The organism is Paenibacillus sp. FSL R10-2748, assembly GCF_038005565.1.
GTDB lineage: Bacteria > Bacillota > Bacilli > Paenibacillales > Paenibacillaceae > Paenibacillus > Paenibacillus polymyxa_B.
Genome location: NZ_JBBOTK010000001.1, coordinates 1,202,879 through 1,229,819 on the forward strand (window position 1 = coordinate 1,202,879; position 26,941 = coordinate 1,229,819).

At 45.7% G+C, this 26,941-nt stretch carries 30 protein-coding genes and 1 riboswitch; of the genes, 10 read left to right on the forward strand and 20 right to left on the reverse strand.

Going from position 1 to position 26,941, the window contains the following annotated elements; translation table 11 throughout:
- The 14 genes from NSS66_RS05510 to NSS66_RS05575 form a co-directional block, all read right to left on the reverse strand.
- A complete protein-coding gene (locus NSS66_RS05510; protein ID WP_340958543.1) occupies window positions 1-675 on the reverse strand; it encodes a YmfQ family protein in 675 nt (224 codons plus the stop codon).
- Window positions 668-1,819, reverse strand: coding sequence for a baseplate J/gp47 family protein (locus NSS66_RS05515; protein WP_340958544.1), 1,152 nt, complete (start codon window positions 1,817-1,819; stop codon window positions 668-670). The genes NSS66_RS05510 and NSS66_RS05515 overlap by 8 nt, the downstream gene beginning before the upstream one ends.
- Window positions 1,819-2,289: a DUF2634 domain-containing protein gene (locus tag NSS66_RS05520; RefSeq protein WP_340958545.1), complete on the reverse strand. Its 471-nt coding sequence runs from the start codon at window positions 2,287-2,289 to the stop codon at window positions 1,819-1,821. The genes NSS66_RS05515 and NSS66_RS05520 overlap by 1 nt, the downstream gene beginning before the upstream one ends.
- Window positions 2,276-2,683 carry a hypothetical protein gene (locus tag NSS66_RS05525; RefSeq protein WP_340958546.1) on the reverse strand — a complete coding sequence of 136 codons (408 nt, stop codon included), beginning with the start codon at window positions 2,681-2,683 and terminating at the stop codon, window positions 2,276-2,278. The genes NSS66_RS05520 and NSS66_RS05525 overlap by 14 nt, the downstream gene beginning before the upstream one ends.
- The gene (locus tag NSS66_RS05530; RefSeq protein ID WP_340958547.1) at window positions 2,676-3,656 is read right to left on the reverse strand and encodes an XkdQ/YqbQ family protein; all 981 of its coding nucleotides are present in this window, start codon (window positions 3,654-3,656) and stop codon (window positions 2,676-2,678) included. Before NSS66_RS05530 ends, NSS66_RS05525 begins: the two co-directional genes overlap by 8 nt.
- Complete coding sequence (locus tag NSS66_RS05535) at window positions 3,653-4,291, reverse strand: LysM peptidoglycan-binding domain-containing protein (RefSeq protein WP_340958600.1); 639 nt, start codon at window positions 4,289-4,291, stop codon at window positions 3,653-3,655. Before NSS66_RS05535 ends, NSS66_RS05530 begins: the two co-directional genes overlap by 4 nt.
- 39 nt (window positions 4,292-4,330) lie before the next feature.
- A complete protein-coding gene (locus NSS66_RS05540) occupies window positions 4,331-6,232 on the reverse strand; it encodes a hypothetical protein (RefSeq protein WP_340958548.1) in 1,902 nt (633 codons plus the stop codon).
- Window positions 6,233-6,413: 181 nt separating this feature from the next.
- Entirely contained in the window at window positions 6,414-6,848 is a 435-nt protein-coding gene (locus NSS66_RS05545; protein ID WP_025678604.1) for a phage tail assembly chaperone, read from the reverse strand.
- A 69-nt stretch (window positions 6,849-6,917) separates the two neighbouring features.
- The gene (locus NSS66_RS05550; RefSeq protein ID WP_190298777.1) at window positions 6,918-7,325 is read right to left on the reverse strand and encodes a phage tail tube protein; all 408 of its coding nucleotides are present in this window, start codon (window positions 7,323-7,325) and stop codon (window positions 6,918-6,920) included.
- A 121-nt stretch (window positions 7,326-7,446) separates the two neighbouring features.
- The gene (locus NSS66_RS05555) at window positions 7,447-8,913 is read right to left on the reverse strand and encodes a phage tail sheath family protein (RefSeq protein WP_160789420.1); all 1,467 of its coding nucleotides are present in this window, start codon (window positions 8,911-8,913) and stop codon (window positions 7,447-7,449) included.
- 2 nt (window positions 8,914-8,915) lie between these two features.
- Window positions 8,916-9,134, reverse strand: a complete 219-nt coding sequence (locus NSS66_RS05560) for a hypothetical protein (RefSeq protein ID WP_013309120.1) — start codon at window positions 9,132-9,134, stop codon at window positions 8,916-8,918.
- Window positions 9,135-9,144: 10 nt separating this feature from the next.
- Window positions 9,145-10,005, reverse strand: a complete 861-nt coding sequence (locus NSS66_RS05565) for a hypothetical protein (RefSeq protein ID WP_023987374.1) — start codon at window positions 10,003-10,005, stop codon at window positions 9,145-9,147.
- The gene (locus NSS66_RS05570; protein WP_023987373.1) at window positions 10,002-10,136 is read right to left on the reverse strand and encodes a hypothetical protein; all 135 of its coding nucleotides are present in this window, start codon (window positions 10,134-10,136) and stop codon (window positions 10,002-10,004) included. The genes NSS66_RS05565 and NSS66_RS05570 overlap by 4 nt, the downstream gene beginning before the upstream one ends.
- 339 nt (window positions 10,137-10,475) lie before the next feature.
- Window positions 10,476-10,952 carry an ArpU family phage packaging/lysis transcriptional regulator gene (locus NSS66_RS05575; RefSeq protein WP_013309118.1) on the reverse strand — a complete coding sequence of 159 codons (477 nt, stop codon included), beginning with the start codon at window positions 10,950-10,952 and terminating at the stop codon, window positions 10,476-10,478.
- A 332-nt stretch (window positions 10,953-11,284) separates the two neighbouring features.
- Here NSS66_RS05575 and NSS66_RS05580 point away from each other — a divergent pair, with 332 nt between their 5' ends.
- The 4 genes from NSS66_RS05580 (at window position 11,285) to NSS66_RS05595 (ending at window position 15,206) form a co-directional block, all read left to right on the forward strand.
- Complete coding sequence (locus NSS66_RS05580; RefSeq protein ID WP_340958549.1) at window positions 11,285-11,758, forward strand: helix-turn-helix domain-containing protein; 474 nt, start codon at window positions 11,285-11,287, stop codon at window positions 11,756-11,758.
- Between the two features lie 11 nt (window positions 11,759-11,769).
- Window positions 11,770-12,195, forward strand: a complete 426-nt coding sequence (locus tag NSS66_RS05585) for an ImmA/IrrE family metallo-endopeptidase (RefSeq protein WP_023987371.1) — start codon at window positions 11,770-11,772, stop codon at window positions 12,193-12,195.
- 194 nt (window positions 12,196-12,389) lie between these two features.
- Window positions 12,390-14,291 carry a 5'-nucleotidase C-terminal domain-containing protein gene (locus NSS66_RS05590; protein WP_340958550.1) on the forward strand — a complete coding sequence of 634 codons (1,902 nt, stop codon included), beginning with the start codon at window positions 12,390-12,392 and terminating at the stop codon, window positions 14,289-14,291.
- Between the two features lie 243 nt (window positions 14,292-14,534).
- Window positions 14,535-15,206 carry a 3'-5' exonuclease gene (locus tag NSS66_RS05595; protein WP_023987369.1) on the forward strand — a complete coding sequence of 224 codons (672 nt, stop codon included), beginning with the start codon at window positions 14,535-14,537 and terminating at the stop codon, window positions 15,204-15,206.
- Window positions 15,207-15,246: 40 nt separating this feature from the next.
- Here the strand turns inward: NSS66_RS05595 and NSS66_RS05600 are convergent, their stop codons facing one another.
- The 3 genes from NSS66_RS05600 to NSS66_RS05610 all read right to left on the reverse strand — a co-directional run bounded on the left by NSS66_RS05600 (window position 15,247) and on the right by NSS66_RS05610 (window position 17,448).
- On the reverse strand, window positions 15,247-16,230 hold the full coding sequence (locus NSS66_RS05600) for a helix-turn-helix transcriptional regulator (protein WP_023987368.1): 984 nt from the start codon (window positions 16,228-16,230) through the stop codon (window positions 15,247-15,249).
- A gap of 71 nt (window positions 16,231-16,301) precedes the next feature.
- Complete coding sequence (locus NSS66_RS05605; protein ID WP_069081218.1) at window positions 16,302-17,069, reverse strand: hypothetical protein; 768 nt, start codon at window positions 17,067-17,069, stop codon at window positions 16,302-16,304.
- 223 nt (window positions 17,070-17,292) lie between these two features.
- Complete coding sequence (locus NSS66_RS05610) at window positions 17,293-17,448, reverse strand: hypothetical protein (RefSeq protein WP_023987366.1); 156 nt, start codon at window positions 17,446-17,448, stop codon at window positions 17,293-17,295.
- Window positions 17,449-17,761: 313 nt separating this feature from the next.
- Between NSS66_RS05610 and NSS66_RS05615 the strand changes: the two genes are divergently transcribed.
- The 6 genes from NSS66_RS05615 (at window position 17,762) to queF (ending at window position 22,140) form a co-directional block, all read left to right on the forward strand.
- Window positions 17,762-18,202 carry a hypothetical protein gene (locus NSS66_RS05615; RefSeq protein WP_023987365.1) on the forward strand — a complete coding sequence of 147 codons (441 nt, stop codon included), beginning with the start codon at window positions 17,762-17,764 and terminating at the stop codon, window positions 18,200-18,202.
- 25 nt (window positions 18,203-18,227) lie between these two features.
- Window positions 18,228-18,932 carry an AIM24 family protein gene (locus NSS66_RS05620; RefSeq protein WP_013309110.1) on the forward strand — a complete coding sequence of 235 codons (705 nt, stop codon included), beginning with the start codon at window positions 18,228-18,230 and terminating at the stop codon, window positions 18,930-18,932.
- Between the two features lie 79 nt (window positions 18,933-19,011).
- Window positions 19,012-19,055, forward strand: a riboswitch (PreQ1 riboswitch).
- A gap of 134 nt (window positions 19,056-19,189) precedes the next feature.
- On the forward strand, window positions 19,190-19,873 hold the full coding sequence (gene queC, locus NSS66_RS05625) for a 7-cyano-7-deazaguanine synthase QueC (RefSeq protein WP_340958551.1): 684 nt from the start codon (window positions 19,190-19,192) through the stop codon (window positions 19,871-19,873).
- A complete protein-coding gene (gene queD / locus NSS66_RS05630) occupies window positions 19,866-20,357 on the forward strand; it encodes a 6-carboxytetrahydropterin synthase QueD (RefSeq protein WP_071559070.1) in 492 nt (163 codons plus the stop codon). Before queC ends, queD begins: the two co-directional genes overlap by 8 nt.
- Entirely contained in the window at window positions 20,350-21,213 is an 864-nt protein-coding gene (gene queE / locus NSS66_RS05635) for a 7-carboxy-7-deazaguanine synthase QueE (RefSeq protein WP_338533331.1), read from the forward strand. Before queD ends, queE begins: the two co-directional genes overlap by 8 nt.
- Window positions 21,214-21,642: 429 nt before the next feature.
- On the forward strand, window positions 21,643-22,140 hold the full coding sequence (queF, locus tag NSS66_RS05640) for a preQ(1) synthase (protein ID WP_013309106.1): 498 nt from the start codon (window positions 21,643-21,645) through the stop codon (window positions 22,138-22,140).
- A gap of 112 nt (window positions 22,141-22,252) precedes the next feature.
- Here the strand turns inward: queF and NSS66_RS05645 are convergent, their stop codons facing one another.
- The 3 genes from NSS66_RS05645 to bglX all read right to left on the reverse strand — a co-directional run bounded on the left by NSS66_RS05645 (window position 22,253) and on the right by bglX (window position 26,929).
- Window positions 22,253-23,086, reverse strand: coding sequence for a helix-turn-helix domain-containing protein (locus NSS66_RS05645; RefSeq protein WP_023987362.1), 834 nt, complete (start codon window positions 23,084-23,086; stop codon window positions 22,253-22,255).
- 215 nt (window positions 23,087-23,301) lie between these two features.
- Complete coding sequence (locus NSS66_RS05650; protein WP_264454081.1) at window positions 23,302-24,681, reverse strand: glycoside hydrolase family 32 protein; 1,380 nt, start codon at window positions 24,679-24,681, stop codon at window positions 23,302-23,304.
- On the reverse strand, window positions 24,674-26,929 hold the full coding sequence (gene bglX, locus NSS66_RS05655; RefSeq protein WP_076264420.1) for a beta-glucosidase BglX: 2,256 nt from the start codon (window positions 26,927-26,929) through the stop codon (window positions 24,674-24,676). Before bglX ends, NSS66_RS05650 begins: the two co-directional genes overlap by 8 nt.
- Window positions 26,930-26,941 lie beyond the last annotated feature (12 nt).

Genomic DNA, 26,941 nt, shown 5'->3' on the forward strand with positions numbered 1-26,941 from the left:
TTATGCGCCACCTCCTAAATATCTATCCTGTGTTGTATGTTCATTTTCATAGACGGTCATAGACTCGACTTCAGCAATGGTCAGGTAGCGTAATTTGTACTCCACCGCCATGTGAGCGGGCTTGATCTCCTCAATGGCTGCTTTAAGATCCTCTACGTTGGGCGGAATCCCGATGGTATCCATAAATTTGACGGTAAATCCCCATTCGGCGGGATGAAAGATAACATCTACCGTGCCTCCGTCGTAAGCTTCAGCTACATTTTTGACAAGCCGGCCGGAAAAAGTTCCTGCCCCTCGCAGCTTCGATTCCACCACCGCACGCCGTTGATCCAATGGCTTCGCCAGGTCGGTTTCGATACCCAGCTCCATTTCCCAGCGTTCCAACCCCCATGTGGCGGTACGCACGAAAAACTGTCCCACCGTTGCATCCATTGCAAGATACAAAGCGTCCAATTCGCTTCCTTTAGCATCCATATCGGAACGCATCACACGTGAGGTTTCATAATAGGCAGGCAAATAGGAAAGCAGCTCGCGTCCCCGCTCGCTGCTCATTTGACCCACTGTATCTCCCGCTATAGTTACCCGATTAACAAAAGTGTCACTACGGTTTGCACGTTTTCCCTGGTCTGGGTTATTCAATAAATCTTCAAAACTGTTCGTTCCATTGTTACTCACTGACGCTCACCGTCCCCAGCACTGCCACCTGACCTGATCCAATCTCAATATTCTGATTGCTCTGTCCATTGATTTTCAGTTCAGAGAAATCAATAATAATCGGAATGTCCAGCAGCACAGCAGAAATCCGGGTGTAACGTACCAACGGGTCTTCCTTGTAAAAAGCAAGCTGCTTCAAATACGTCCGCACACCGCTTTCGATCAGCTTTTTGATTTCATCCAATGTGGACGGCTTCTCTTTGGTACGCTGTACCTTGACTGAGATGTTAATTTCCACTTCTGTCGCTGGCATGATCGTCACCACAGGACCCGCTGGTGCCAGCCCTTCTCCTTGCCCATCCTGCGTCGGATCAATATACTTTTGCACCGCAGCCACGATATCCGGGCTGGCTGCTCGTTTGTCCGTATCCAGTACATATAACCCCACTGTTCCTGGCCCTTTCCAGAGCGGAACAACTTCTACGCCACCCACTCCAGCAATTTCATTCGCCCACTGGGTATACTGCGCCTTGTTGCCGCTTGTGCCTTGGTTCCGCACCTTGGCATAAAAACGCTCCAGCAAAAGCTGGTCGCTCTCAACGTCTGTACCGCTTTTTGTTTCCTCCGTATTGATCACAGAGGCAACCCCGCTAACCGGAGTTGCCATCACTTGGATGACACCCGCAGGCACATTGCCGCTACGCCCGGGATTGACCGCCCGAATAGGCGCTTCCCCGGCACCTTGTTCATCTAGCGTGACCGATGCCGTGGTCCCATACTCAATGGAAGCTTCCCCGGATACATCATCTGCCGGGGTCGCCACCAACGTTCCCGCCGGGACGGTCGTTCCCGCTGTGCCCGTGAACGTGACCATACCTGAGGCAGCAACCGCTTCTCGCCGTGTCACCCCATGCTCTGCTGTCCGCAAATCCAGCTCCGGCGAGCGAAAATCCGGGTTGTCGCTGGCTGCTGTGCTGGCAAAGCCACGTCGCAGTAGCTCCTGCGCCCAGATTGCCGCTTCGGATAGCATAAACGCTACCGGCGCCTGTGCATCCCAAATAAAAGAGCCCTCGGACTTATCCATGTCCGAAGGCACTTTTTCCAGCATCCGATTTAAAATTTCCTCTTCCGTCTGGTCTACCAAATATTCCGGCAAGTCTGCCATTAGATCACCACACTTTCCACAATTTCCGTTTCATCTCGCACGTTCGTAATCTGGCAGCTAAAATGGCACGCCTCACCTTCCCAGCGAAACGTGAATTGGTCCACACTAGCCGTACGTGCATCTGCTAATAACGCCTCTGTGACCATGCGTTTAATTTCACTTTCCTGCACACCGTGCCCATAGCTGCTGCCAATTAGCTCCTCCAGCTCGCTACCATAGTCAGGTGAATAGATCACATGCCGGTAGCGAGGAGTGCGAATCGCTTTTTCACACCACTGTACCCAGGCTTCTTTCTCCCCTGTAGTCACGATTTTACGGCTAGGGCTCATAACAAACTCTCCAGCTTCAAAATCAAACCGCCAGCTTCGCCCAAATACTGCGCGGGTATCCTCCAGTACATCCGGGTCGGTCATATCCGTGTCTGTCCAGATCATATCATCTGTTTCGGGAAATAAATTAGCCACGTCCATTCACCACCTTGCACACGACTACCACATCATTGCCGCTATTCACCCGAACCGCCAGTACACGATCTCCGGGCTTGAGTCCTTCGTTCAAACTGAGATTCACATCCTCCAGCTCGTCTTCCCCGATATAAAAGGAAGTTTTCAGCTCTTTGCCTTCCCAATTTTCCGATTCCACTGCGGTTGAGGTACCTTTGTACATATGGCGTGGTACAGATAGCAGTCCCGGCAGCTCCGCGATCAGATAATCCTGAAGCTCATGTTTAAAATCGTCCAGCTTGAGCCCCGTGGAGGTAATCGTGCCTAATACCGCGCCCACTCCACTCAGCGCTTGCCGGGTGTGTCCCGCCATAGACGATTGCATTACACTTACAAATGCACCATAGGGGTCTTTACTCAAGAAAATACCTCCTTTTAACCATATCGAAGGAAGCGAGCTCTAAAGTCATATTTCCCGGATTCCCCAAATCCCGACTGACCGAAGTAACAATCAACTTTAATCCTTGTAACATCACAGCTTCACCAGCACGTATGGTATTAATATCTGGTAAATTAACTGTAAAAGTTTCCTGGATTCCAGTTAGATGACTTTTAGCAAGCTTACTCGCTCCACCAGCTGCTTTCACTTGATCATCTTCCACCAGTTTTTGCAAAGTACCTAGCGCTTTAGTATCCCCTTCTGCTACAGCCAGCACCTTAGACGGCACCTCTTGTCCGCTTCCTACGTTTTCATTAGCTGTCATTACTTTGACTTTAGTTACGGCTCCCTCAAGTGTGCGCAACTGCGTAAGATCAATAAATCGGTCTAACACATAGGGGGAAGGATTGCTACCAATTTTAAATAGCTCCAATCCAGCACTTGTCATGCGTAACTGGTACAAATCTCCGCCCAATTTTGCTGTCTCTTTCAAATCAGCAAGCATCATGGAATATAGAGTCTGGGCACGATAAATACCTTTTCCTAACTGTACTTTCGTGTCGGGTATTGAGGGAATTTGAAACTTCCAATCCTTCGCGTATTTACGCAACCGTTGTGTGGCCGTTTGTCCTTTGGGAAATAAATATTCATCCTCGGATTTATCCAAATAAATCGTCCGGTCATATACCACCAGAGAGAAACGTTTTGTACCGCTGTTAGAGCTCTCTACTTCCCACACAACAGCAGGGTGGAGAAGTGGTACCTTCACATTTTTTCCAAATGGAATTCCACTGACACGAATAGGCAATCCTGGGGTAATCGACGGCATATCATGAGAAGCAGCTATACGGATGCTGGCCTGATATGCAATTTGGTTTAGAGCATCTTTTAAAGTTATTTTTTCGACCAGAGGGGTAAGATCATATTTATCTTGAAGCATTACTTGGTAGCTCATGGCATCACCAGCTTTTGGCCCACTTTAATCTTATTCGGATTGTTGCCTATGATCTTTGTATTAATTTGATATATACTTTTCCATTTGGAACTGTCCCCCAATTCCAGCTTTGCTATTTTAGAAAGTGAATCTCCAGCTTTGACAGTATACGTCTTAGATTTGGTTTTAAGATTCGTGCGTGGAAGGTTACTAGAGTTTACTTTTTTGGGGGAATCCCCTTTCCGCAACACTATTTTAGGTTCACGCCATGTACGCAAAGTAATTTCAAAGTATATGTCTCCTGCCTCGCCTCCCCGAAAGGTCGTATTATGGGCAATGATAAAAACAGGAACATTAATTAGCGTATTCGTAATAATAAATTGATACGGCTTCTCTGCTTTTAACATTGCATTTAATTTGTTCATCGCTTCGTTAGGATCCGGAATATTTTTATAACGGCAATAAGATGGATCATACATCTTGGGAAAAAAAGAAGAAAAGGTGATTTCTTTCACCTTTTCTCCTTGTGAAAAATCAAATTCTCCGTGTGTAAGCATCGTAACTGTCTCATATCCTTTTTGTCGTGAAATATTCACCTCTTCAGGATTTACCGGGAATTGAAATACACTTTTACCATTAATCAGAAAAAAGTCTATGCTCATAGCCCCCCTCCTTTCTACTATGATAGATTTACGTTAGGCTAGTACAGCTTTACCTTTTTTAAGGGAACTATTGTCCCCTCCACCTCTATTAATAATTGCCTGTCGTACCTCATTTACAATCCGGTGTCCCACTTGAAGTGCCATTGTGTCGAAATCAATAGAATCTTCTTGAACTGTTACCTGTACTGCTCCCGGAGGCAATGTTACACTGATTTGGTTGTTCGTTTCTGTCTTGAAGTCTTTGAGAAAACCGGAGAAGCTACTCATTTGTTCATCCGTTATTTGCACGAACTGCGGAGCGGGTTTTCCTCCGTTCGCCGTAGAAATCTGTGAACCACCTGGCCCCATGCCTTGAATTACCTTGGAGCGGTTTTGAGCACGCTGGATAAAGGATGGTAATGGAAGTCCCGGATCAACTGAGGGGAATCTTGACAGAGCTAATGATGCCCCCGGTGCAGTTGACGCGGGATTATAAGATTGTGAGGCCTTATTTACAGAAACAGCAGGTTGTGATTTTTCAGGTTCATTTGAATAACCAAACATATTGGTGAAGTCATTTTTCAAGCTTTTTGTTTGACTAGAAAACCAATTACTTACATCAGATGCTTTATTACTCATCCAATCTGTAGCTTGGGAAGCTTTTTCACCAACCCAATCCTTCGCAACACTTGCTTTCTCGCCAATCCAATCCTTTGCACCAATAGCTTTTTCTCCAACCCAGTCCATTGCAGAAGTAGCTTTTTCTCCGGCCCAATCACTCATTTCAGAGAACTTTTGAGCTAACCATTCACCTGCTAAACTATCTACTATAACACTAGCAATTGCACCAATAAGACCACCAATTACGGTACCTATACCCGGAGCAATCATTGTACCAATAGCTGCACCAGCTGTGGTAAGACTACTTCCTAAAACTGCTGATGTAATAGCAGCCGGACGTTCTTCCGGCGAAGCAGTAGCAATGTCTACAATATCTAATACTATGCTAATTGGGCCAAGCAGCTTCTTGCCCCCCTTCATTGCTCCCTTGCCTATCTTTTTAAGCATATTTCCTGGATTTTCACCAAGTATTTTTTTACCGAAATCAAATATTTTTCCAAGTGTCCCCTTAGTTCCATTCGGTCCTCCTGGAATTCCTGGCTTATGAGGCTTAGAGCCAGGCTTTGGGGTAAAAATACGTTTTATCGTTTCCCACAGCTTAGGAAGTCCTTGTTTCTTTCCAGGATTTTTTTTGTTGTTCTTATTTTTGTTTTTGCTTTTACCATCAGGTCCATCTTGTTCAGCAATACTTTTCTTATTGTTTCCTTTTTTCCCACAGCAACAATCACAGATCACCTTAATTTTTGGAGAAACTCGAATAGGACCTGTTTTTACATTGATCTTAGGCGCATATTTTGGAGCTGCAACTCTAATATTCAATCTTGGTGGTTTTACCTTAATATCATAATTAAAGTTAAAGTCAAATTTAGGATCTTTTATTTCTATATTTGCAGTAACACTGATAGACTTGTTCACAATATTGGAAACATTTAAATTGTTTCCCCCGTTGCCGCCCCTAGCTTTCTTCTTATTTGAACTGTCTTGATCAATGCCCGTTTTAGCACGTGCAACAATATAGGCATCCTTAAGACTTTTTAGCTTTCTGATAAGCGCTTCAAGCACCGGAGTTGCCTTGTCAATGAGAAAGACTTTTGGCCTAATGCGTAGCCGACTAAGACGAATAGCTAGGCTATAAATATTACCCAGATGCCTGTGCATATACTTGAGTTCCGTATTTAGCTTAATCAAGCTCTGATAACGGGCACGACCTAAGCGATCAGAAAGCCGTTGTATCTGCTCAATATAGCGACTTGTTGCTTTAAGTTCCCGGTTTGTAATGATTAAATCCTCTACATCTGTAACAATATTAACTCTATAGTTACTTGATCCTGCCATCTACTCACCTCCTTGCGTATCTATTATTGCTGTATTTGTTTTGATAATGCGTCCAGTTCCTCTTCTGCAAAAGCGATTAACATGGATTTTTCCCCTCTGTTTAAGGACCAAAACTCTCCGGGACGGAGGTGATGCCGTATCCACAGATGATACAGCACCGTCGTCATTCCGCCGGAGCGAATCAGTTTTTTAGATCATCAATTTCCACACCGAAGCCGGACAGTTCCAGAACTTTGTCACCTACCGCATCCAGTTCCCCTGCCAGAAGCATACGGCGCACAGCCTGTTCACCACCGGACAATTTAAGCCGGCTAGTAATTCGCGGGTCACCCCAACCATTAATTTGCAGACCTTTTACCTCTAGACCAGCCGTAGCTTCAGAGATAAGCAATGCATTAAATGTTTCTGTATCTACTTTTTCATCCACACGGCCTTTAATGGTTTTACGAATTGTGCACCGTTCACGGATGCTATCTACTTTGTTGGACGTCAAACCACGAAGTGTGAGAAGCATATCGAGGCGTTGAATTCGAACAGTTTCCTCTGGTAATTTGTCTGCAGCTTCAAAAAGACTATCTAAAATTTGTTCTTCTGACATATTTTCAGGCAAGCTCATGTTATATCCCCCTAATAAAATTTTGAAAATTAGGCCCGGAATTACTCCAGGCCCAACATGATCAATAGATTACTCAGCAACGATAGGATCAAGCAGTTCATAACCTTCGAAGGTGAAGGTCGTTTCTTCTGGTACTTCCTCTCCTGCGGTCCAGTTAGCTAATTGAATCTTATCTGGCATGCAGCGAATCAAACGAACACGTTCATGTCCAAAAGATTCGGGATCGTCCAGCTTGGAAATAATATCGAATTTTTCAAAACCGCGACGAATCATATCAGAAGTTACTTTGTAACCACTCATCGTTCCAGTACCTTTTTTAGCTCCATTTTTATGCACTTTCCAAGTGTTACCAACCAAATTCAATTCTCTTTTATCAATTTCCACGCTAGCTTCGAGCTTGTTAATATGTGTCTGCCATACCCCATCAATATATGCCTGACCATACGTACCTAAAATGACTCTTGAAGCATCCAACATTTCTTTTTCCTCCTCAAAATGATTCATAATATAGTTCGGGATTTCATAAAATCCTCGTTGTTAACAAGCTACTTTATTTCTGCTGATCGCCTTGAATTACTTATACACGTAAAATGCTTATTTATTGCACGTAAAATGTGCCGAACAGTTGTTCCATCACGTCGGTGAGCTTCACGTTCCATTGCAGGAACACTTGATCCGGCTCCGGTTTGATAACTGGCGCATCTCCGTAGTAAGCTGGGTCGAGAATGACATCGTAGCCGTCTGCTTCGATGACGTTGCTCAGCGACAGCTGTGCCAGGTATTCTTTGATCGCACCGATAAGCGCCAGACGACCTTCCACCGTGTTGTTGATTTTGCCAATGTAAGTCTCTTCGGCTGCACGCTGCAAGTCAGCATTAATAGCATCCATGACACGGATGGAACGAATTTTCTTCCATGCATTGTTTTGTCCAGCAGCCGGGTTCACCAAGCTGTTGATGCCACGCAGCGCTTTGACCTGACGACCGTCAAAGAACAACAGGAAGACACCATTACGGACTGCCTGCTCCTGCTCGGAACGTGTCCAGCGACGGGTCACATCCTCAAAAGGCGTAACCGCATACGTCGCCGATTGATTCAGACGTTGGCCTGCAATCAGCCCGGCTACATAAGCAGCCGTTTGGGCGGAACTGTAGTCCGTACCTGCCAGACGTACGCCTGTACCGACGTTCACGATACCTTCATGGTTCAGCGCCAGGGAACGTGCAGAGGCCAAGCTGACGGCTGTTTTGGACACATCATCTGCCGCAGAACCGCCGAATACAGCGATTACGCCTTTACCTTCGTTGCGGACACGCTTGATCCAGGCAGCAAAGCTTTGCAGCAATGCCAGATCAGCTGCATAATCCAGGGCCAAGACATTAAATTCCTGTCCTTCAAGTGCCTCCTGCATCGCGATGTAATCGGCATTAACCAGCTTGCTATTGCCGCTGTTGCCGCCAGTGAGGTGTACGCCGCTGACATCCACCGGAATGCCGCCGTCGCCAACAACCTCGGCCTTCACCCATACGTTTTCGCTGTTCTCGTTCATGGCCTTGGCAATAGAGGCTGCTGTACCGTCACTGCCTTTGTACGTGCCGAGTAGCTTGGTTCCTTCATAGAGGCGCACCTCACGAGCTTGGTCATCACCCAAAGTTGGCTGTACAGTTACAGCGAAACCATTACCGCGGCTACCTGTGTACAAAGCCTTCAGGCGCAGCACATCCGCCGGGGTCGCACCGCCGCTTTTCAGCGTCACAGATGCTTCAGCAGCTGTATCATCTGCCAAACGGTAGGCTAGAAGCTTTTTCGGACCCCCCAGCAAAGCCAGATACAGCGTCGAATACGCGGTCGCACCGTCCAGACTGTCACCGGAAAAGATTTGGCTGATTGCCGTTTCACTGCCGATCTCTACAAACTCACGTACAGGGCCCCAATTCGCCTTAACGGGTACAACGACCGTACCACGCGACCCACCTTGAATTGCTGAAGCTGCTGCTGCCTGAAAATTCATATACAAACCCGGTAATACCGGTTTATTCGTGTTTTCCCATGTTCCGCCTGCCATAATTAGTCCACCTTCGCTTTCATAAATTGTTCGATTTTAGTGTGTGCTTCTGCTACCGTAAACAGCTTGTCCTGTGTGCCAAAAAAGGCGCCTGCCAGCACTTCTTCTTTCACGGAAAACAATTGTTCTGCGTGCTCCTTTAGCTCCTCCAGCGTATAGCGGGGGCCGCTTGCTTCCTGCCCGGCATATACCGGGGCCTTCTCATGGTTTTCCAAGGTCACTCGGACCACCTCATTTCAAAATAGGATGAATTTCCACTCTGCGAATCAACGCCGCTTCCTCGGCTGGGCGCATTCGCCGCTGTACTAGCATCAGTCGAAGCTGACCGTCTAAAATGGCATCTGCCTGCAAATCAGCTGAAGCTTCAGCTGTAGACATATAACGGCCCTTGTCCTGATCCAGAGGAAGCTGGATTTGAGCGGCAAAGCCCTCGATCAGTGCGGAAGCTGCGCGGTTTTCTTCAGTGGTGTCTGGGGCGGTAATATGCCCGATGAACCGTTTGCGCAGCTCATACATGGAGGCTCCCGCCATCCTAGTTTCGCAGCCGCTCATCCGCCACAGTACCGCGTGCCGTCCCGGCTGTGCGGGCCAAGCGTTGGCGTATACCGACCACGTTTCGCCCAGTTGCTTCTGCGTCCAGCGGACCAGCGCGGCCAGCCACTCTTCCGGCTGTGTAGCACCGTTTGCTGGAACGGCCGAACCACCTTCCGTCTCAGGCACATACACGCCAAAACGCAGCGTTCTATAGGCCTTGCCCGTAACAGTGTCCTGCTTTTCTGCATCCCGCACACCCAAATAGTGCGCGGTAAAAGCCGATGTGTCCTCACCTGCACCTGTCACTGGTTCCCGGTGTAGCCCGGCAATCAGGGCATTCGCCCATACATCAGCCTGCGCCAGTCCGGCTTGTCCTGCGTACAGCTTGATGCGAACAACCTGCCGATAACCGGCCCAGGAAGACTTCCAAATTTCCTCGCCCAGCGCCATAACAGCATACGGCTCCTCTGCCGTCTGCGACGGTGGCTGAACATCGTATACACGCCCTTGCAGCGCTGGAATAATTTCAATGAGCTTTTGCTTAAAGGCTTGTCTCATCCTGCGGCATGCCACCTTTGCGTCCCCTGCGTTCGCATGTTGTGGCTATTCAGCCAGGCTTTTTTCCACTTTCGTGTTCTCATCCGGCGCAGCCTCGTACTCATGCATTGCAGCATCCCTTGCTTAGGCAACACGACTCCTCCTTTCTGTACAACGAATTCCCGGGAACCGACAGAGACGATCACCGCATGAAAAAACCGGCCCTAATGGCCGGCTAACGTTTGACTGTGTGTGTCTTCGGTATGTCCTCTTGTCTTGATTCCCGATGATATAATCTTACACCCTAATAACGAATGCGTTGCCGGGGAAATGGACGATAAAAGCAGAGACTAGGGATGATGTTGGGAGGTTTTTAGAGAACATATGTTCCTATTATAAAAAAAGGCCTTGATCCCTGTTATTACAGGAAATCAAGGCCTTTTAGGAAACCATTTTAAAATAGAAATGAGAACAAGTGGATAATTATTACATTAACCCAGTTTTCGATCCGCGCCCTTCTGCAAGCCTGCCAAATTTAAAACGCCTTGGTCCGCCAGTGCAAGCGCCATTTTGTAAAAAGCACGCGTACGAAGCTTCGTGTACGTATCCTTGCTGACCGGAGGGTCCAGTACGTAATTGTAAACCTTGTAATCAAACACATCGTCATCCTTTAAATAACGTTCACGGATGAGCAGCTGTTCGCGTTCATTCAAGCGACTCACTACGGCATCCACCATTTCGCAGTAGGCCAAGCGGGCGGCAGGAGCATCTACATTATATACGGCTGTCCGGGCCGTTGGATCGCTTGTCACATTCGTTGGGCCGTTCGGGCGATCCGTATAGCCAGCCGTAATAAAGCTCTCCCGATCCATAAAAGTAATCGTTTTATAAATTCGGTATTTCTCAAACACACCCTCCAATGCATTCTGCGTTTTGCGACGGTCCAATTCGGGTAAGTTATTTCTCATGTAAAGCAACACTCCTTATCTTATGCCTTTTGACAATGATGTATTTTTAAATGAAGATTTTGCACTTCGAAGCGATTGGAATCGAATTTTGCAAAATCCTGAAATAGAAAAACGTTCGTGTTTACATTGTGTTCCCCTTTTGTTCGCATCTTGAGTATAACATAACATTATTTAGGATAGGTATCCATCGTCAAAAAAAGCAGTATAGCTCTAAAAACAGGATATTCGCTTTATTTTCCTATGCCTTTTGGCATATTACGTGCTTTTACTATTTACCTAATGGTATAATAAAACTAGTATCTATGATTCTCTTGCAGAAAGGAGCCCCCATTGTGGAACAGCCAGCATTCGGAACTTACTTAAAACAGCAGCGTGAGCACAAGCAATGGAGCATCAACCAGTTGGCAGATGCTGCAGGTATAAGCAATTCACAAATTTCCCGCATTGAAAATGGACGGCGCGGAATCCCCAAACCCTCCACTCTCCGCAAAATAGCGGACGCGCTTAGCGTATCCTATACCGAAATGATGAAGGCCGCCGGATATTGGGGAGATGATGATTCAATGGAGCAAAATCCACATGAACTTTATCGTTCTACTGTGCCGGAATGGGCAACCTCCAAAGACCGCCGGGATTTTAAAAAAATGCTGGAGGAAGACGACGAATTAATGTTCGATGGCATTCCGCTGGATGAAAAAGACCGTCAACGGATCAAGGACGTGCTGACAGGTCTGTTCTGGGAAGCCAAGCAGATGAACAAACATAAAAAGCCCAAAGAGCCCCAAGCGGGCAAAGATCAGGGATAGTAGGTGAGCGCATGAACGAACTCATTCACAAACTTGTCCGAAAATACCGTACCAACTGCCCCTTCGATATTGCGAAAGCTTTGGGTATCCATATCCGATACTGCGATCTAGGCCCCACAACCAAAGGGCTGTATTACCACAAGTTGCGTAGAAGATTTATCGTTATCCACAATGGCCTCACACCCGAATGGGAACGGTTCGTCTGTGCGCATGAATTGGGACATGACCGACTGCATAAAGGTATTAGCCGCTTTTTTATGGAGGAGCACTCCTACTTTTCTCCAGGAAAATTTGAACAGCAGGCCAATCGGTTTGCCGTGCTTTTGCTGAGTGAAGGAAAACCGCCACTAGCTGACGAAACGTTGGATCACTATTTACCCCGGATCGGGCTGCCCAAAGAGACTGCCCTTTTTTTTGACTACAAAACAGAACATTAGTTCCTATTCTATAAGTTGCTGTTTATTACTTCCTCTACAATATAGGTAACTAGACGATGGATTTAACAACCGATATCTCAAAAAATTTTAGTGCTTTGATATAAAATAGAAGTTATTTTTACAATCATCTGATAAAATGTGGTCGTAAGCGGTTTCTCTAATTCATTCATTTTATGGGAGGTTGAAGGAACAACATGAACTCATGGAAAAAACTCTCGTCGATCCTGACGACTGCCGCGCTTCTACTTGGTTGTCTCGGTACAGCAGCAGCAGACCCAGCAACCAATGTGGGAACAGCTGGAACGGCAACGGCTCCAGTCAGCGGTAAGCACATCACCATCCTACATACGAACGATACCCATGCCCACGTGGTCGCGAACGACAAGGAAATGGGATTCGCCAAGCTGGCGGGTATCATTGATCAGTATCGGGCTTCCAATCCCAATACACTGCTGCTAGATGACGGGGATACCGTTCATGGAACGACCTTCGCTACTTTGGTTAACGGTGAGAGCATTGTGAAAGTGATTAACAAGCTACGTTATGATGCTATGGTTCCGGGTAACCACGAGTTTAATTATGGTTGGAAGCATCTTGTTGAGCTAAGTAAGGAGATTCAGTTCCCTGTGCTCAGCGCCAATATTAAACAAACAGACGGAACACGTTTGTTCAAACCCTATGTTATTAAAGAAGTGGACGGCGTTAAAATCGGTATTATCGGTTTGACTACGCCAGAAACAGCATATAAGACTAATCCCAAAAATGTTGAGGGTATTCAATTCACCGACCCTGCGGCTGAGGCCAAAGCGGCTGTTGATGAAATCCGCAGCAAAGTAGATGTCGTTGTTGTTCTTGGTCACCTGGGGCAGGATGCGTCTAGTAAGGACACCAGCCTTAAGGTAGTTAAGGAAGTACCTGGCATTGATATTTTCATCGATGGACACAGCCATACCGTTCTGGAAAAAGGCTTGATTAGTGACAATGGTACATTGATCGCTAGCGCAGGTGAATACACCAAGTATCTGGGTGTTGTGGACTTATGGGTCGACGGCGGTAAGGTTACGCAAAAGCAAGCCAAGCTGATTGATTCGACTCAAGCAGTCGACGTTCAGCCCGACGCTGAGATTGCTGCATTGATCGCCTCCATTCAAAAGGACCAGGAACCTATTCTTAAAGAGGTTGTAACGCAAACGAGTGTGGATCTGGAAGGAGCACGCGAAAAGGTACGTGCAAGTGAAACCAATCTCGGTGACCTGCTCACCGATGCTATGCGTGATGTTTCGGGAGCAGACGTGGCTTTAACGAACGGTGGCGGCATACGGGCTTCCATCAAGACGGGGACAGTAACCAAGGGAGACATCATCACTGTGCTGCCCTTCGGCAACCAGATCGTTACCCTGAAAGTGAAGGGCTCTGACATTCAGGCCGCACTGGAAAATGGTACAGCCTCCTATCCAGAGCCAAGCGGAGGTTTCCCACAGGTATCAGGTATCTCGTTCAAAATAGACACATCAGCAGCCAAAGGGAGCCGTGTTCATTCTATCCTGATCGGCGGAAAGACACTTGATCCTGAGGCAACATACACACTGGCCACCAATGATTTTACTGCCGTAGGTGGTGACCAATATACGATGTTCGCTAAATATCCACAGGCAGGGATGTTCGGCTCGCTTGACGAAGCGTTAATTCGCTACATGCAAAAGGTGGGCTCCGCTAGCCTGCAAGTACAAGCGGACGGTCGCATTCAAGAAGCCAAGGCTGATGGTAAAACTTCTGTCCCTGCCACACAAGCTGCGCCATCTGCTTCAACGGCAACACCCGCACCTGTGCAGGAAAAGCCGCAATCCGTCCCTACACCGGCTGCGAAACCAGCACCCGCAAAACCGGCACCGGCAAAGTCTCAAACAGCCAAGCCACAGCAGACATCCGCTTCTGCACAAGTTACAAATAGCCATGTATATGTTGTGAAATCCGGGGATACGCTGTATAACATTTCCCGCAAACATGGTACCACCTGGCAACAGCTTCAGCAGTTGAATAAGTTGAAGAATCCTCACCGCATTTATCCGGGACAAAAGTTAGACCTCCCGGCCTAATTCAATAGCTAGCAAAAACAGCGTCCGGAATCCTAGTGGTTTCGGATGCTGCTGTATGTCAGGCGTTTTTAGATATGCGATAGTCCAAGCTCATTTGGACATCGCATATTTTTTTTAAAAGCAAACCTTTTAACCGCTGACAAGTTGTGAACCGAGAGGTATGATGGAGAAGAGTCATTCGGGCAGAGAACATTCGTCCCGATATCCATCGGGATCAGTTATATGTGTGGAAGGAGTCCAGAAATGCAATACATTATTTACGATCTTGAATTTACTGTTAGCCGTAACGCCAGATATTCCTCCGAAATCATTGATATCGGTGCCGTCAAAGTTGTTCAGGGAGACGATGGCCTATACGTTGCGGATACGTTTCACAGTTTTGTAAGACCCTCGAATCGGCCTGTACTCTCTACAGATACCGTTCAGTTCACGGGTATTACTCAACGAGACATTGATGCCGCCCCACTATTCCCTGAAGCTGTGAAGCAATTCATAGCCTGGCTCGGTACGGATTCCCCTTATTATTTATGCGCATGGGGCCCGGATGACCGTCAGAAGCTGGTATCCCATTGTCGTACCCATCATGTAGATCTCGGATGGATTCATAATACAAATGATATACAGAAGCAGATTTCCCGTCTGTTTAGCTCCAATGGAAAGTACCGTCAGTTGAGCCTGTCTCAGGCGCTGGAATTGTGCAACATTGACTTTGACGGTCAACAACACCGGGCACTGGATGATGCCGTGAACACCGCACAGGTTTTCATGTACCATTTTGATCGTATTACATTAGTTCATAATGCTGCTGACGATGAGGAAAGCCGCGGCTCGAAGCTCGTCTACTCCTCACCAGAAGAAGAACAGGAGCAGTACAGTCCTTTTGGCAATCTCGCCAACCTGTTTAAAGACCGTTAAACGGATAGCTCCCCGGCCCGTTCCGGGGGATCTCCCCCTGTTATTCTTGATTTCCTGCCTTTTTATCGAAATAGAATGCCCCCCAGGTCCGCAGCATTTCTTGCATTCGTTTGCGGTACCGTAAAGGCTCCAGGATCTCGGCCTCAGCTCCATAGGAAGTGAGCCAATCCAAAAATTCACGGTCATGATTGACCGTCACCTCAAACAACAAACTTCCATCCGGCAAATCCTTAAGAAAAGGCTTGATGAACAGCTCCTCTTCTTTGACCCGATATACAGACTCGGCAGAAAAACGTACCACAAACCGGATATTCTGATTTCCTTTGGTCACCGACCAGGTCCCTTTAAAAAACATTTCCATTTCAGTTGTATTTTTTTGAAACGTATACGGCAAAATTCTCATGTTCCGAAAGCGGCTGATCCGAAAGGTTCTCATAGCGGAGTGCTTGTGACAAAAACCAAGCATATAGAATCGCCGATCCTGCGGAACCAAACAATAAGGATCTACCTGAACTAGGGATACATTTTCATTTTGAGGCGAGCTGTATTCCGCTTCAATCGTCTGCTGCGTAAGACTCGCCAAAACAATCAGCCTGAGCAGATAGGGCTGGTTTTCCCGATCAAGTGTCGAGCCGAGCCGGATGATATTTTTCATTTCCTGCGCGAAGCTCGTCTGGTCCATCTTTTTTTTCTGACTAGAGGCCATCACTTTCTCATAAGCACTTTCAAAAGCTGGCGGTAAAAGAGGCTTTACCGTTTCCATAATCTCTCCCAGCTTGGTAAAAGCCTCTACCTCTTCTTCCGTCCAATTCAGAGGATACAAAGCAAAATTACTAATAAAAATGTACCCTTTTCCATGCCCCATATTCGTAATCGGAATATGCATAGCGCTTAACGCCTCCATATCCCGGTATATAGTACGTTCTGATGTTTCACAACGTTCGGCAAGCTCTCTTGCCAATATCCCCGGATTTGCCTGAACAATAGTAATAATCCGCATTAAACGTATCAACCGATCAGTCAAGGAAGTCTCTCCTTTACAAAAAGATAGTAAATTAGACTCACTATATTACACAAATAAACTAGCATAATTGCCTATCTTAAAATATCATTTTCAGTAAAATGAACATCTCCTACCGATATTGCTTTATTAAAAATGACCTTAGAACTATACGCTGTGAATGAGACAAAAGTACCACTCCATTTATTGCGTATGGCCAGAATTAACTCGGCTTCCTGCAGGTAGTCCATGTCATCGCTTCTTGCTGCAAGTATAAGTAATTCATCTGCTTGTCTGGTAAGGATGAACGCCCCTCGCTCATATTCCCCTTTCTCGTACATACGCAATGCTTTTTTTACAATAGGGGACGTCTCATTCAGCTTTATGTATTTTTCCACCTTCGGGTTGGATGGAATGCTCAGCAGACCAAGATGATGCGTGAAATGGATATAGAGCTGGTCTGTCCGGATCAGCGTTCGCTTTTCCTGCGATGGCTTGCGCCAGCTCCACTCCATCATTCCAATCGTATGTCTTCCGGACGAGTGAGCCGGTATAGAAAACGTTAAAATAGCCTGTCTATATTTTCCCCGCCGTACATCACCACAGTGAACAAACATGCTATCTCCGTTTTCTGAGCGTTTAAAACCGAGCCTCACCCCTTCAGCTTTTAATAGACTTACCCCGTTTTCTGGAATGAACTGGAGTTGAAGGTCACATCCCGCTGCTTTCGGTATTAGATTTCCTTTTCTTTTACGTATAGCTCCATAGCCCCATTCTATCAGTAGATTTACTTGTTTGGACCCATTCGCAGATATAGACTCTTTGTCCCATGTGCACGTTACATTGAGCATTGACTTCACCACTGGTAAATTCCCCCTAAAAGAACATGTAACTCTAAATTAACAGTGTTATCTGACACTATATTGTCAGGGAACGTATGTTTGATTGTGAAAATTATACATGGGAATCTTTATGAAGGGGGACCTAGTTTGGTAAATAACATTTTAAACCATTTTAATTACATAAATGCGCAAAAATAGCCCGGCATATGCCGGGCTATATTATAGTCTACTTCTATATTTATACTTATGAGATTGTAGTTTCTGTTAAAGAAACTTTCGTTTTTGTGCAAATATCAGATATAGGAGCAAAAGTAGTGCTATCTACAACGAGATCCTTTGATAACGGCTTTCCATTTACAGTGATTTTTAAAGTTTTATAGTTTTGTTCTCTCTCATTCATCTTGCAAAATCTCCTTCTATATCAATTTTTAATATATTTCAGTTCATATATTCAACTTAAGCCCTGATCAGGTGGGGATCGTTCTTTACTCGTATGCTGGAAAAAATGCCGGAATGTTGCCGCTTCCTTGATATACCCGTTTTAAGGTACACTTAAACTAATATATCGACTTTTTTTGAGAACATTTTCTCCGTATTTGTCGTCCATTTATTCTAAAATCTGCATCCGAATCGTTATATTATACGTAACCATGTCATATGGGTAATGATCCGTATCACCTAACATCTTGGTTTATCAAAAGGGGGAACATCTCTTGGCACGACCAACTTGTCGTTTTGCTTTGTACCGCCGCATTGTCTGCGCTGCTATAGCACTTTTGTTTATTTTTGGGATAACTCGTGTACCCGAAGTACATGCTGCTTATTGGGATGATGTGTATCAAGGCTTCGAGCAATTTTCGCGGTTGCCCGGTGATGTGTACCAGCTCAAGGAAAGCTACCGACAAACACAGGAAGATCTGGAAAAGGCTCGTAACAGCTTAGAGGCCTATCAAGAGCAAAATGCCCAATTGCTGGAGCAAAACCGCAAGCTGACTGACACTGTCACAGAATTAAAAAATCTTCAAACCCAGCGCGATCAGGCTTCACACCGAAATAAAATGCTCATCATCACAGCTATAATTCTGCTGGCCGGTTATTTTATCGGTATCCGACTGTTGCGTTACGGGATGCGTCGACGTTCGGGAAGGTACTAACTGTCTGAAAGGATGAAAGGTCTGAATGGACATACAAGCAGGACAACACCATGATGAAAGCGTCGGTTCGGTCGTAACGCTCGATCTGGCGGAAGGAGAAAAGCTGCATGTTCTGCATCCGCAGCAAATCATCGCATACCGCGGACCCAGCTCAGGCCGTAGTGATAAACTGATGAATATTAAGGGCATGTATCGCAAACACAAACTGATTCAGGCCGATTTCACAGGAGCTTGTCGCCTAATTGCCGCACTTCCACCTGGCTTTAGTCTAAAAATGATTAAGCTTGAAGGAAGCGATGATCTGTTATACGATTTTCGCAACCTGTTCTGGTACAGCTCCGGTATTCAAATGCGTACCAAGCTGCTAAGCATGAAAAACATGTTGTTTAGCCGCGATGTTATAAAAATGAAATTCGATGGTGTTGGTCAAATCGGTCTTTTGACGCAGGGATTGGTATGTCAAGAACAGCTTCATCCGACAGAGCCGATATATGTGGATGCAAGCAGCGTCATTGCCTATCCCGAAAACGCCAAACTGGAGTTGACCGTGTACGGCAACCATCTGGCCAGCCAGCATATGAACTATCATTTTAAAATGACCGGACAGGGTACCGTACTATTTCATGCTGGGGAACATCATCGGCGGCTTCAACAGGATATGAACGACGATGGCGTGATCAAGCGATTTTTACGGGAAGTCATTCCATTTGGTGGAGTGTTTATCAAATAGCCCTGCCATGCTATAATGACAATGCTATAGCCGTCTGTCCTCATGGCAGATACTAATGGAGAAAATCCATGCGTCATGCATGGGAGAGGTTCGCGAACTCCCTCTATAAAAAACTAACGATGCTTTGTCCTCCGCAAGAAAAATGAATTCGCGGGGCAAGGCCTGTTTTTTGTTGAAGTCGGTTCAAGAACTCTCCTTCTTCCAAGTGACAAGACTCCATGTCTTGCACCATTCCAAGAAGATCGAGAGGTTTTTTTATGTTTACAAACGAAAAAGCAGTCGTCGTATTCAGCGGCGGCCAAGACAGCACAACCTGTTTATTCTGGGCAAAAAAACATTTTGCTGAAGTAGAAACCGTGACGTTCGATTACGGTCAACGCCACAAGCAGGAAATCGAAGTAGCCGCTGGAATCGCCCGTGAACTGGGTGTTCCACAAACGGTACTGGATATGAGCCTGCTTAATCAACTAGCCCCTAATGCCCTCACACGCACCGACATTGACATTACACAACAGGAAGGCGAACTGCCTAGCACCTTTGTAGACGGTCGCAACCTTCTGTTCCTGAGCTTCGCGGGAGTTCTCGCCAAGCAAAAAGGAGCGCGCCACATGATTACAGGCGTTTGTGAGACGGATTTCAGCGGCTATCCCGATTGCCGGGATTCCTTTATCAAATCGCTGAACGTCACACTGAACCTTTCGATGGACTATCCCTTTGTAATTCATACTCCGCTCATGTGGTTGAACAAGGCCGAAACCTGGCACATGGCCGATGAGCTGAAAGCTTTTGAATTTGTAAGAACACGTACACTAACGTGCTATAACGGCGTCATTGGCGATGGCTGTGGCGAATGCCCTGCTTGCAAACTTCGCCGTGCTGGACTCGAGCAGTATCTCGCGGTGCGCGGAGCTTCATCCCAAGGAGTTGAAGGTCATGCGTGAGCCAGGTACTTTTCGCATTGTCGACAAGCTCCAGCAGTTCGGGACAGACATTGAGCACTCTCAGCTGCGTTATCACCGCAAACGTGTACTAGTCAGCAAACAATTTACATTCGATGCAGCACATCATTTGCACTGCTACGAAGGTAAATGCAAAAATCTGCACGGACATACCTATATCGTCGTGTTTGGCATAAGCGGTATACCGGGCGAAACGGGTCTAACGCTGGATTTTGGTGACATCAAAACGATCTGGAAAGAGCGGATTGAGCCTTTTCTGGACCACCGTTACTTGAATGAGACGCTTCCTCCAATGAATACAACGGCGGAAAATATGGTCGTCTGGATCTTTGAACAAATGGAGTCAGCCTTGACCTCGGATGCATACTGCAACCGTGTCGCAGGTGGACGTACCGAGTTTGTACGGTTGTTCGAGACACCTACCAGCTACGCCGAGTTCCGACGGGAGTGGATGCTCGATGAGTAATACCGTAACGACTCACCAACCCATGACAGCCTCCCACGGCACCAAACTAGCCCCTATTCCCGTACTAGAGGTGTTTGGTCCTACCGTTCAGGGCGAAGGTATGGTCATTGGTCGTAAAACGATGTTTGTTCGCACAGCAGGCTGCGATTACCATTGCTCGTGGTGCGACTCCGCCTTTACCTGGGACGGCAGCGCCAAGGATCAGATCCGCCGTCTGAGTGCCTCAGACATTTGGCAGGAGCTGAAGGCCATCGGTGGCGAACGGTTTTCGCATGTGACTCTTTCTGGAGGCAATCCTGCCCTGCTACCGCAGCTTGGGGAGCTAATTACCCTGCTGCGCAGCCAAGGCATTGCCACCGCTGTCGAAACACAAGGCTCCCGTTGGCAGGAATGGCTGTACGATATCGATGAGGTAACCCTATCCCCGAAGCCGCCCAGCTCTGGTATGACGACCAACTGGGACGTGCTGGATGATATTGTCGCCCGTCTATCGAACCGGAAGATGGCTAGTGAGTCCCGAGCTACGTCCAACGTCCCAACCGCACCAGGCTTGAAGGAACCCTCTAATGAATCTGCGCGGCTCTATACCGGAGCTTGCAGCTTGAAGGTCGTCATCTTCGATGACACCGATCTTGCCTATGCCCGCATCGTTCACGAGCGCTATCCACACGTACCGCTGTTCCTCCAGACGGGTAATCCAGATGTGAACATGGAGAACACCGGACAGATTGCGGAGTCCCTACTCCATCGTTATGAATGGCTTATCGACCGTGTCATGGACGATTCCCGACTAAACGACGTAAGAGTACTCCCGCAGCTCCACACGCTCGTATGGGGCAATAAACGCGGCGTATAACACTTATATGTAATATATTCCGTATGGGCTGTATGTGATACACAAGATACACCAAATTAGTCGAAGTACACCCTCGACACCCAAGTTACAAAACAAGAGAAACCCTCGTCCGTAAGGACGGGGTTTCTCATAAAATAACGCTCCTTTCATATAGGAGCGAGCACTATTCACTTCTGCCCCAACCAATATGTAAACGGGTAGGACTTTATGGTGTTGACGGCGGTCGGCAGCGAAACGGAGGATTTGAATCTGTAGAAGCGTTAGCGTTCGCCTTTGAAATGGGATTCTAACCTATATCTTTCACCTTATCAGAAAGAATCCCATTTCAACAGCGATCGGAAGATCAAATCATTCGCGGAGCGACCTCCCCACCACCATAACTCCCTATCTCGTTTACCAAACCAAACCAAACTTAAGGAGCCCCATCCAATGACCGGAAGAACACCCGAAGAAATGACCGACGTTACCCTGCTTGGCAATCAAGGCACACAATACACGTTTGCCTATGATCCCGCCATTCTCGAAAGCTTTGATAATAAACATCCGTATCGGGATTATTTTGTAAAGTTCAATTGCCCGGAGTTCACCAGCCTGTGCCCGATTACAGGACAGCCTGATTTTGCAACCATCTACATCAGCTACATTCCTGATATTAAAATGGTAGAAAGCAAGTCCCTTAAGCTGTACCTGTTCAGCTTCCGTAACCACGGCGATTTCCATGAAGACTGCGTCAATATCATCATGAATGACTTAATTAAGCTGATGGACCCTCGCTACATTGAAGTATGGGGCAAATTCACGCCACGCGGCGGCATCTCTATCGACCCGTACACCAACTACGGCAAGCCAGGAACGAAGTACGAACAGATAGCGGAGCACCGCATGATGAACCATGATATGTACCCGGAAAAGATCGATAACCGTTAAGCTAATAACTCTTCTGACATAGCGTAAATATCAAGGGGTTGTCCTAAAGTCATCAAATGACAAGGGACAGCCCCTTGGTTGTACTGAAAGGATGCTGTGCATGCTCGTGGCGTTACACATCCAGATCAAATCTTGATTTTTTATATTCATACGGTGTTTTACCCATAACTTCTCTAAAAGCTTTTCTGAAAGATTTCTCGTTTGGAAACCCCACCTCGTAAGAAATTTCTGTAAGTGACTTATTGGTTGAATCCAGTAAATCGATCGCCTTCTCCAAACAAAGAATTTGCTTGTATTCGGTAAACGTCTGGCCTGTATATTCATGAAACATTCGCGACAAATAAGCCTCCGAATAACCGCAGATACGGGCCGTTTTGGCCAGGCTAATATTTTCAGTATAATGCTCTTTAATAAAGTCCATGATTGTCTTTATCTTTCGTTGCTTTTCACTAAATACTTCCGGTGGAATGTCTGTTGCTTGACTAAAATGATTGACAAGCAAATATTTCAGTTCAATAATTCGGCTTTGCTCTAAAATGTAGTCGTATTTGCTTTTGGAAATATGTAGATCATATATATCCATAAACAATCCTCTTAATTTAGAGATTATAGTATCTTCAACTTGTTTCTCTTGCGTGTTTAATTGGATGATTACTTGTTCATTGGCAAAGAAAGTGTCTGGAAATTGCAGCACAATGACTTGGTTCTCCGTAATGCTCTGCGTGGAATGCGGGACATTGCTGTTAATGAATAGCGCATCCTTTTCCATCAAAATAGTTATTTTTCCTTCATGCCACACCTTTAGACTTCCACTTGTACAGTAGATCAACTCCATATTGCTGTGAAAATGCATAGGAATGACTCTTTCTGTATCTCTGGATTGGAACATAAAAAGGTTAATCATTTTTTTTCTGTCTATTTCGATATGTTCATATATTTTTTTCATCACTACACCTCATCAGCCAGCCATGAGTGATCCATCTGTATTCTATATTAAGCAATAAACTCTTATACTAATACTCATACTATACCGATAGTAAAATGCCCGGACAAGCAGAATCTATTCAACGGACCAAAATAAAAAAGAAGGCAGTTCTTCCCGTAAACGGGATAATGAACAGCCTTCCTTAGCCTACTTGCAACTCGGCAAGCAAAAAAATGTTAACCTACACATTCCTGCAACTGATACATTCTAACTTCACCTACATTGTCTCCTGCCTCAAGCAATACATTGCGTTGGTCTGCATCTTCTATGAAATAACGCAGGGAAAACACTTCTTCACCCTCGTTAACAAATATTTCCAAGCTTGAGCTTTCAATGAATATTTGCATTTCTGCAAGCTTATTATTTAATGTTGCTTTTCTGTACTCCCTCTCGCCAGTCAACCAGTTTGTTCTCCAAACTGTCAGACTATTTTGTTCCCAATCATAGTCAAATTGCACAGCATCCCTAATGATCATTTTAAAGTTTTCTGTGAGTAAGGAAAAATGAACAATGAGCTCCGTTTGTGTAGAAGGCAGTAACCACTCACTGTTATTTTGAATTTCCCCTTTGTAATGCATGTCATCCAGTCTTAACAATTGTAATTCCGGCAATGGTTTCTGGTACAACACACCGTTCATCAATACCACTTCTCTAGGAAGAGTCAATGCATGAATCCAGCCCTCCTGAATGGTCGGGACAGCCCTCTCCGCTTCTTCATTCATGGCGCTCATCCATCCGAACATAATGGTTCTGTCATTAACCTTAAATGATTGTGGCGCGTAAAAATCAAATCCTCGATCAAGCTCTTTAAAATCGGAAAGGTTGCCGTTAAATTTGCCTGTATTCGATAATTTGCCAACAATATAACCCGATTGATTAGGATTTTTATAATATTCGCCTCTCTCCGGTAAACCCTGAGGAGAGAAAACAAAAACATCATTTTCGGCAAAATGAAGTACATCTGGACATTCCCACATATATCCAAATTGATGATCGTGATCAACAAATGATCCTTGGCATTCCCATTCGGACAAATTTTTAGATTTGTAGATAAGCGTATTTCCAGTCAAATCTTCTCTCTGAGCACCAACAATCAACCACCAGTTCCCGTGTTGGTCTCTCCATACTTTCGGATCTCGAACATGTCGGGTATAACCTTTGGGGTGCTCAAACAAGGGACCTATTTTTTGGAAATACTCGCCATCCTCCGAAATCGCGGCGCATTGATAGCTTTCTTTTACTCCATCATCTCGGATTACATTTCCTGTATAGAACAGATACAGCTTTTCATTATGAACAATGCCTCCGCCCGAATAAATGCCATCCTTGTCATACCATTCTGAAGGCTCCAGCGCGACACTTTTCCTTTGCCAGTGCACCAGATCGCTAGAAACAACATGGCCCCAGCATTTATTTTTATGCTCCGTTCCTTTTGGATTCCACTGATAGAACACATGATATTGATGATTGAAATAGGCAAGCCCATTAGGGTCATTGAGCAAACCGTAAGGAGGAGTAATATGATATTTAAGGTTATACGCGTCGCTTTTATTCATGCTCATCCTCCGGTAAAAAAACAAAACTAAAACTCAGCAAAATTTCCTGCGAGCTTGACCCGATATAAATATCAAATTCGCCGGGTTCACTTTTGTATTGCATTTCACGATCATAAAATTTAAGCATCTCTTCATGAATTGAAAATTCGACATTTTGGGTCTCGCCACTTTGCAAAAAAACTTTTTTAAAGTCTTTTAATTCTTTCACTGGTCTTGCAACACTTGCAAATTTATCGCGAATATATAATTGGATCGTTTCCTTTCCATCATAAATTCCAGTGTTGGTGACAGAAATACAGATATCAACTGACTCATTTTTTTTCATTTCTTTTTGGCTAACTGTTAATAGGCTGTATTCAAATGAGGTATAGGATTTACCATAGCCAAACGGATACAAGGGTTCATTCACTTCATCAATATATCGGGATGCAAACCGATAAGAACCATTTTCCTTTAAATTTGGTCTTCCTGTATTCAACTCATTGTAGGATATCGGAATTTGTCCAACGCTTCGTGGAAAGGTCATGGCTAATTTCCCCGATGGATTGACTTCCCCATACAGTATATTGGCCAGTGCTTCTCCGCCCATCGTTCCTGGATACCAGGCTTGAACAATAGCGTCAACTTTTCCGGCTACTTCGGTAAGAATCAAAGGTCTTCCGCTATAAACGATCAGAACCATCTTTTTGCCCAGTAAACTTAATTCATGGAGCAGTTTCATTTGCGGCTTAGGAAGCGTCGGGTTCGTTCGCGATCCCCCTTCTCCGCTCTGATAAATACTTTCTCCCAAGGCGAGGACAATGACATCCGCTTCGTTAGCATTCCGGATCGCTTCGCGCAGTAGGGCCTCCTCATCCACTGTTTCAGCAGCCAGCTTGTCCGCATATTTGCCAAGGGCTTCTCTTGCATTAGCGGGGAGCATATGCGCCCCTTTGCAAACCGAGAGATTGTCGGGATCAACATGCTTTAATAATCCCATTTTCAAATTGACGGTATCCGCCTCATCCCCCTTAATGGCCCACATGCCCAGGGTGGAGTTTTCATCTGCGTAAGGACCGATTAAAGCTACTTTGGTATGTTTAGACAATGGCAGTAGTTGATTTTCATTTTTCAGCAAGACTACGGATTCTTCAGCCAAGGACAGCGCGGCTTTTTTATGTTCATCTGACAGAATACTGTTTCTCGACCGCTGAACGGTTTCCTGTAATCCGCGGAACGGGTCCTCAAAAAGCCCCAAATCATTTTTTAGCTTTAAAACACGGTATACAGCCTCATTCAAAAGCTCCAGCATATGCTCGTTATCCGATACTACTTTCTCCAATTGATTGGCATATATCGCTGTCTTCATATCCACATCAACACCAGCCAATAACGAAATCCTTGCGGCTGAAGCCTCGTCTTCAGCATAACCGTGCATGATCAGTTCTTCTATAGCGGCGTAATCCGAGATCAACACACCATTAAAATTCATTTCTTGTCTTAGCACGTCGCGGTTAAGCCACTCGTTTCCTGTCGCAGGGACGCCGTTCAAGGTATTAAAGGCCGTCATAACAAGCTTTGCCCCCGCTTCGATTGCAGCTTGATACCCTGGCAAATAATATTCTCGCAGCGTATGCTCCGACATATCCACGGCGTTATACTCACGTCCAGCGACAGGTGCCCCATAAGCGGCAAAATGCTTGACGCAAGCGGCAATTTTATTGGCTGATATGATACCTTCCAAGTTTCTTCCCTGTATCCCCTGAACCATGCTTTCAGCGTATTTCTTCGCTAGCAAAGTATCCTCTCCAGGCGATTCCATCACCCGCCCCCAACGGGGATCTCTAACGATATCTACCATGGGGGAAAAGGTCACGTGAACACCTTCGTCGTAACATTCCTGGGCAGCAATCGAACCCGCATGTTCTATTCCCTCATAATTCCAACTACATGCTTGTGCAATCGGAATCGGGAAGATAGTTCGATACCCATAGATAATATCTGCCATGAACAGCAGCGGAATTTTATGAATCGATTTTTCCAAATAATCCGTTTGCAACTGGATAATTTTTTCTGGGTTAGTGATGTTCAATATCGATCCTGTGTTATATATATTGTAGCCGGCGTTTAACCCTAATTTTTTTAAAGGCCCTGTCACAACAGTGTCTATATCCCCTTCAAAAAAATCACCGGTCAGTTGGATGAGCTGGCCTATTTTCTCTTCTATTGAAAGGCTGTCCAATTTCTTAAGTAGTGTGTTGTTGTCCATGATTCTCCCCAC

Excerpts from the sequence above, each read along its gene's own strand:
- queE (WP_338533331.1), top strand. The coding sequence starts at position 20,350 with ATGAGTAATACCGTAACGACTCACCAACCCATGACAGCCTCCCACGGC.
- NSS66_RS05650 (WP_264454081.1), bottom strand. The coding sequence starts at position 24,681 with ATGAATAAAAGCGACGCGTATAACCTTAAATATCATATTACTCCTCCT.
- queD (WP_071559070.1), top strand. The coding sequence starts at position 19,866 with ATGCGTGAGCCAGGTACTTTTCGCATTGTCGACAAGCTCCAGCAGTTC.
- NSS66_RS05595 (WP_023987369.1), top strand. The coding sequence starts at position 14,535 with ATGCAATACATTATTTACGATCTTGAATTTACTGTTAGCCGTAACGCC.
- NSS66_RS05530 (WP_340958547.1), bottom strand. The coding sequence starts at position 3,656 with ATGAGCTACCAAGTAATGCTTCAAGATAAATATGATCTTACCCCTCTG.
- NSS66_RS05565 (WP_023987374.1), bottom strand. The coding sequence starts at position 10,005 with ATGAGACAAGCCTTTAAGCAAAAGCTCATTGAAATTATTCCAGCGCTG.
- NSS66_RS05590 (WP_340958550.1), top strand. The coding sequence starts at position 12,390 with ATGAACTCATGGAAAAAACTCTCGTCGATCCTGACGACTGCCGCGCTT.
- queC (WP_340958551.1), top strand. The coding sequence starts at position 19,190 with ATGTTTACAAACGAAAAAGCAGTCGTCGTATTCAGCGGCGGCCAAGAC.
- bglX (WP_076264420.1), bottom strand. The coding sequence starts at position 26,929 with ATGGACAACAACACACTACTTAAGAAATTGGACAGCCTTTCAATAGAA.
- NSS66_RS05515 (WP_340958544.1), bottom strand. The coding sequence starts at position 1,819 with ATGGCAGACTTGCCGGAATATTTGGTAGACCAGACGGAAGAGGAAATT.
- NSS66_RS05540 (WP_340958548.1), bottom strand. The coding sequence starts at position 6,232 with ATGGCAGGATCAAGTAACTATAGAGTTAATATTGTTACAGATGTAGAG.
- NSS66_RS05555 (WP_160789420.1), bottom strand. The coding sequence starts at position 8,913 with ATGGCAGGCGGAACATGGGAAAACACGAATAAACCGGTATTACCGGGT.
- NSS66_RS05520 (WP_340958545.1), bottom strand. The coding sequence starts at position 2,289 with ATGGACGTGGCTAATTTATTTCCCGAAACAGATGATATGATCTGGACA.
- NSS66_RS05620 (WP_013309110.1), top strand. The coding sequence starts at position 18,228 with ATGGACATACAAGCAGGACAACACCATGATGAAAGCGTCGGTTCGGTC.
- NSS66_RS05550 (WP_190298777.1), bottom strand. The coding sequence starts at position 7,325 with ATGTTGGATGCTTCAAGAGTCATTTTAGGTACGTATGGTCAGGCATAT.
- NSS66_RS05610 (WP_023987366.1), bottom strand. The coding sequence starts at position 17,448 with ATGAATGAGAGAGAACAAAACTATAAAACTTTAAAAATCACTGTAAAT.
- queF (WP_013309106.1), top strand. The coding sequence starts at position 21,643 with ATGACCGGAAGAACACCCGAAGAAATGACCGACGTTACCCTGCTTGGC.
- NSS66_RS05645 (WP_023987362.1), bottom strand. The coding sequence starts at position 23,086 with ATGAAAAAAATATATGAACATATCGAAATAGACAGAAAAAAAATGATT.
- NSS66_RS05575 (WP_013309118.1), bottom strand. The coding sequence starts at position 10,952 with ATGAGAAATAACTTACCCGAATTGGACCGTCGCAAAACGCAGAATGCA.
- NSS66_RS05585 (WP_023987371.1), top strand. The coding sequence starts at position 11,770 with ATGAACGAACTCATTCACAAACTTGTCCGAAAATACCGTACCAACTGC.
- NSS66_RS05545 (WP_025678604.1), bottom strand. The coding sequence starts at position 6,848 with ATGAGCTTGCCTGAAAATATGTCAGAAGAACAAATTTTAGATAGTCTT.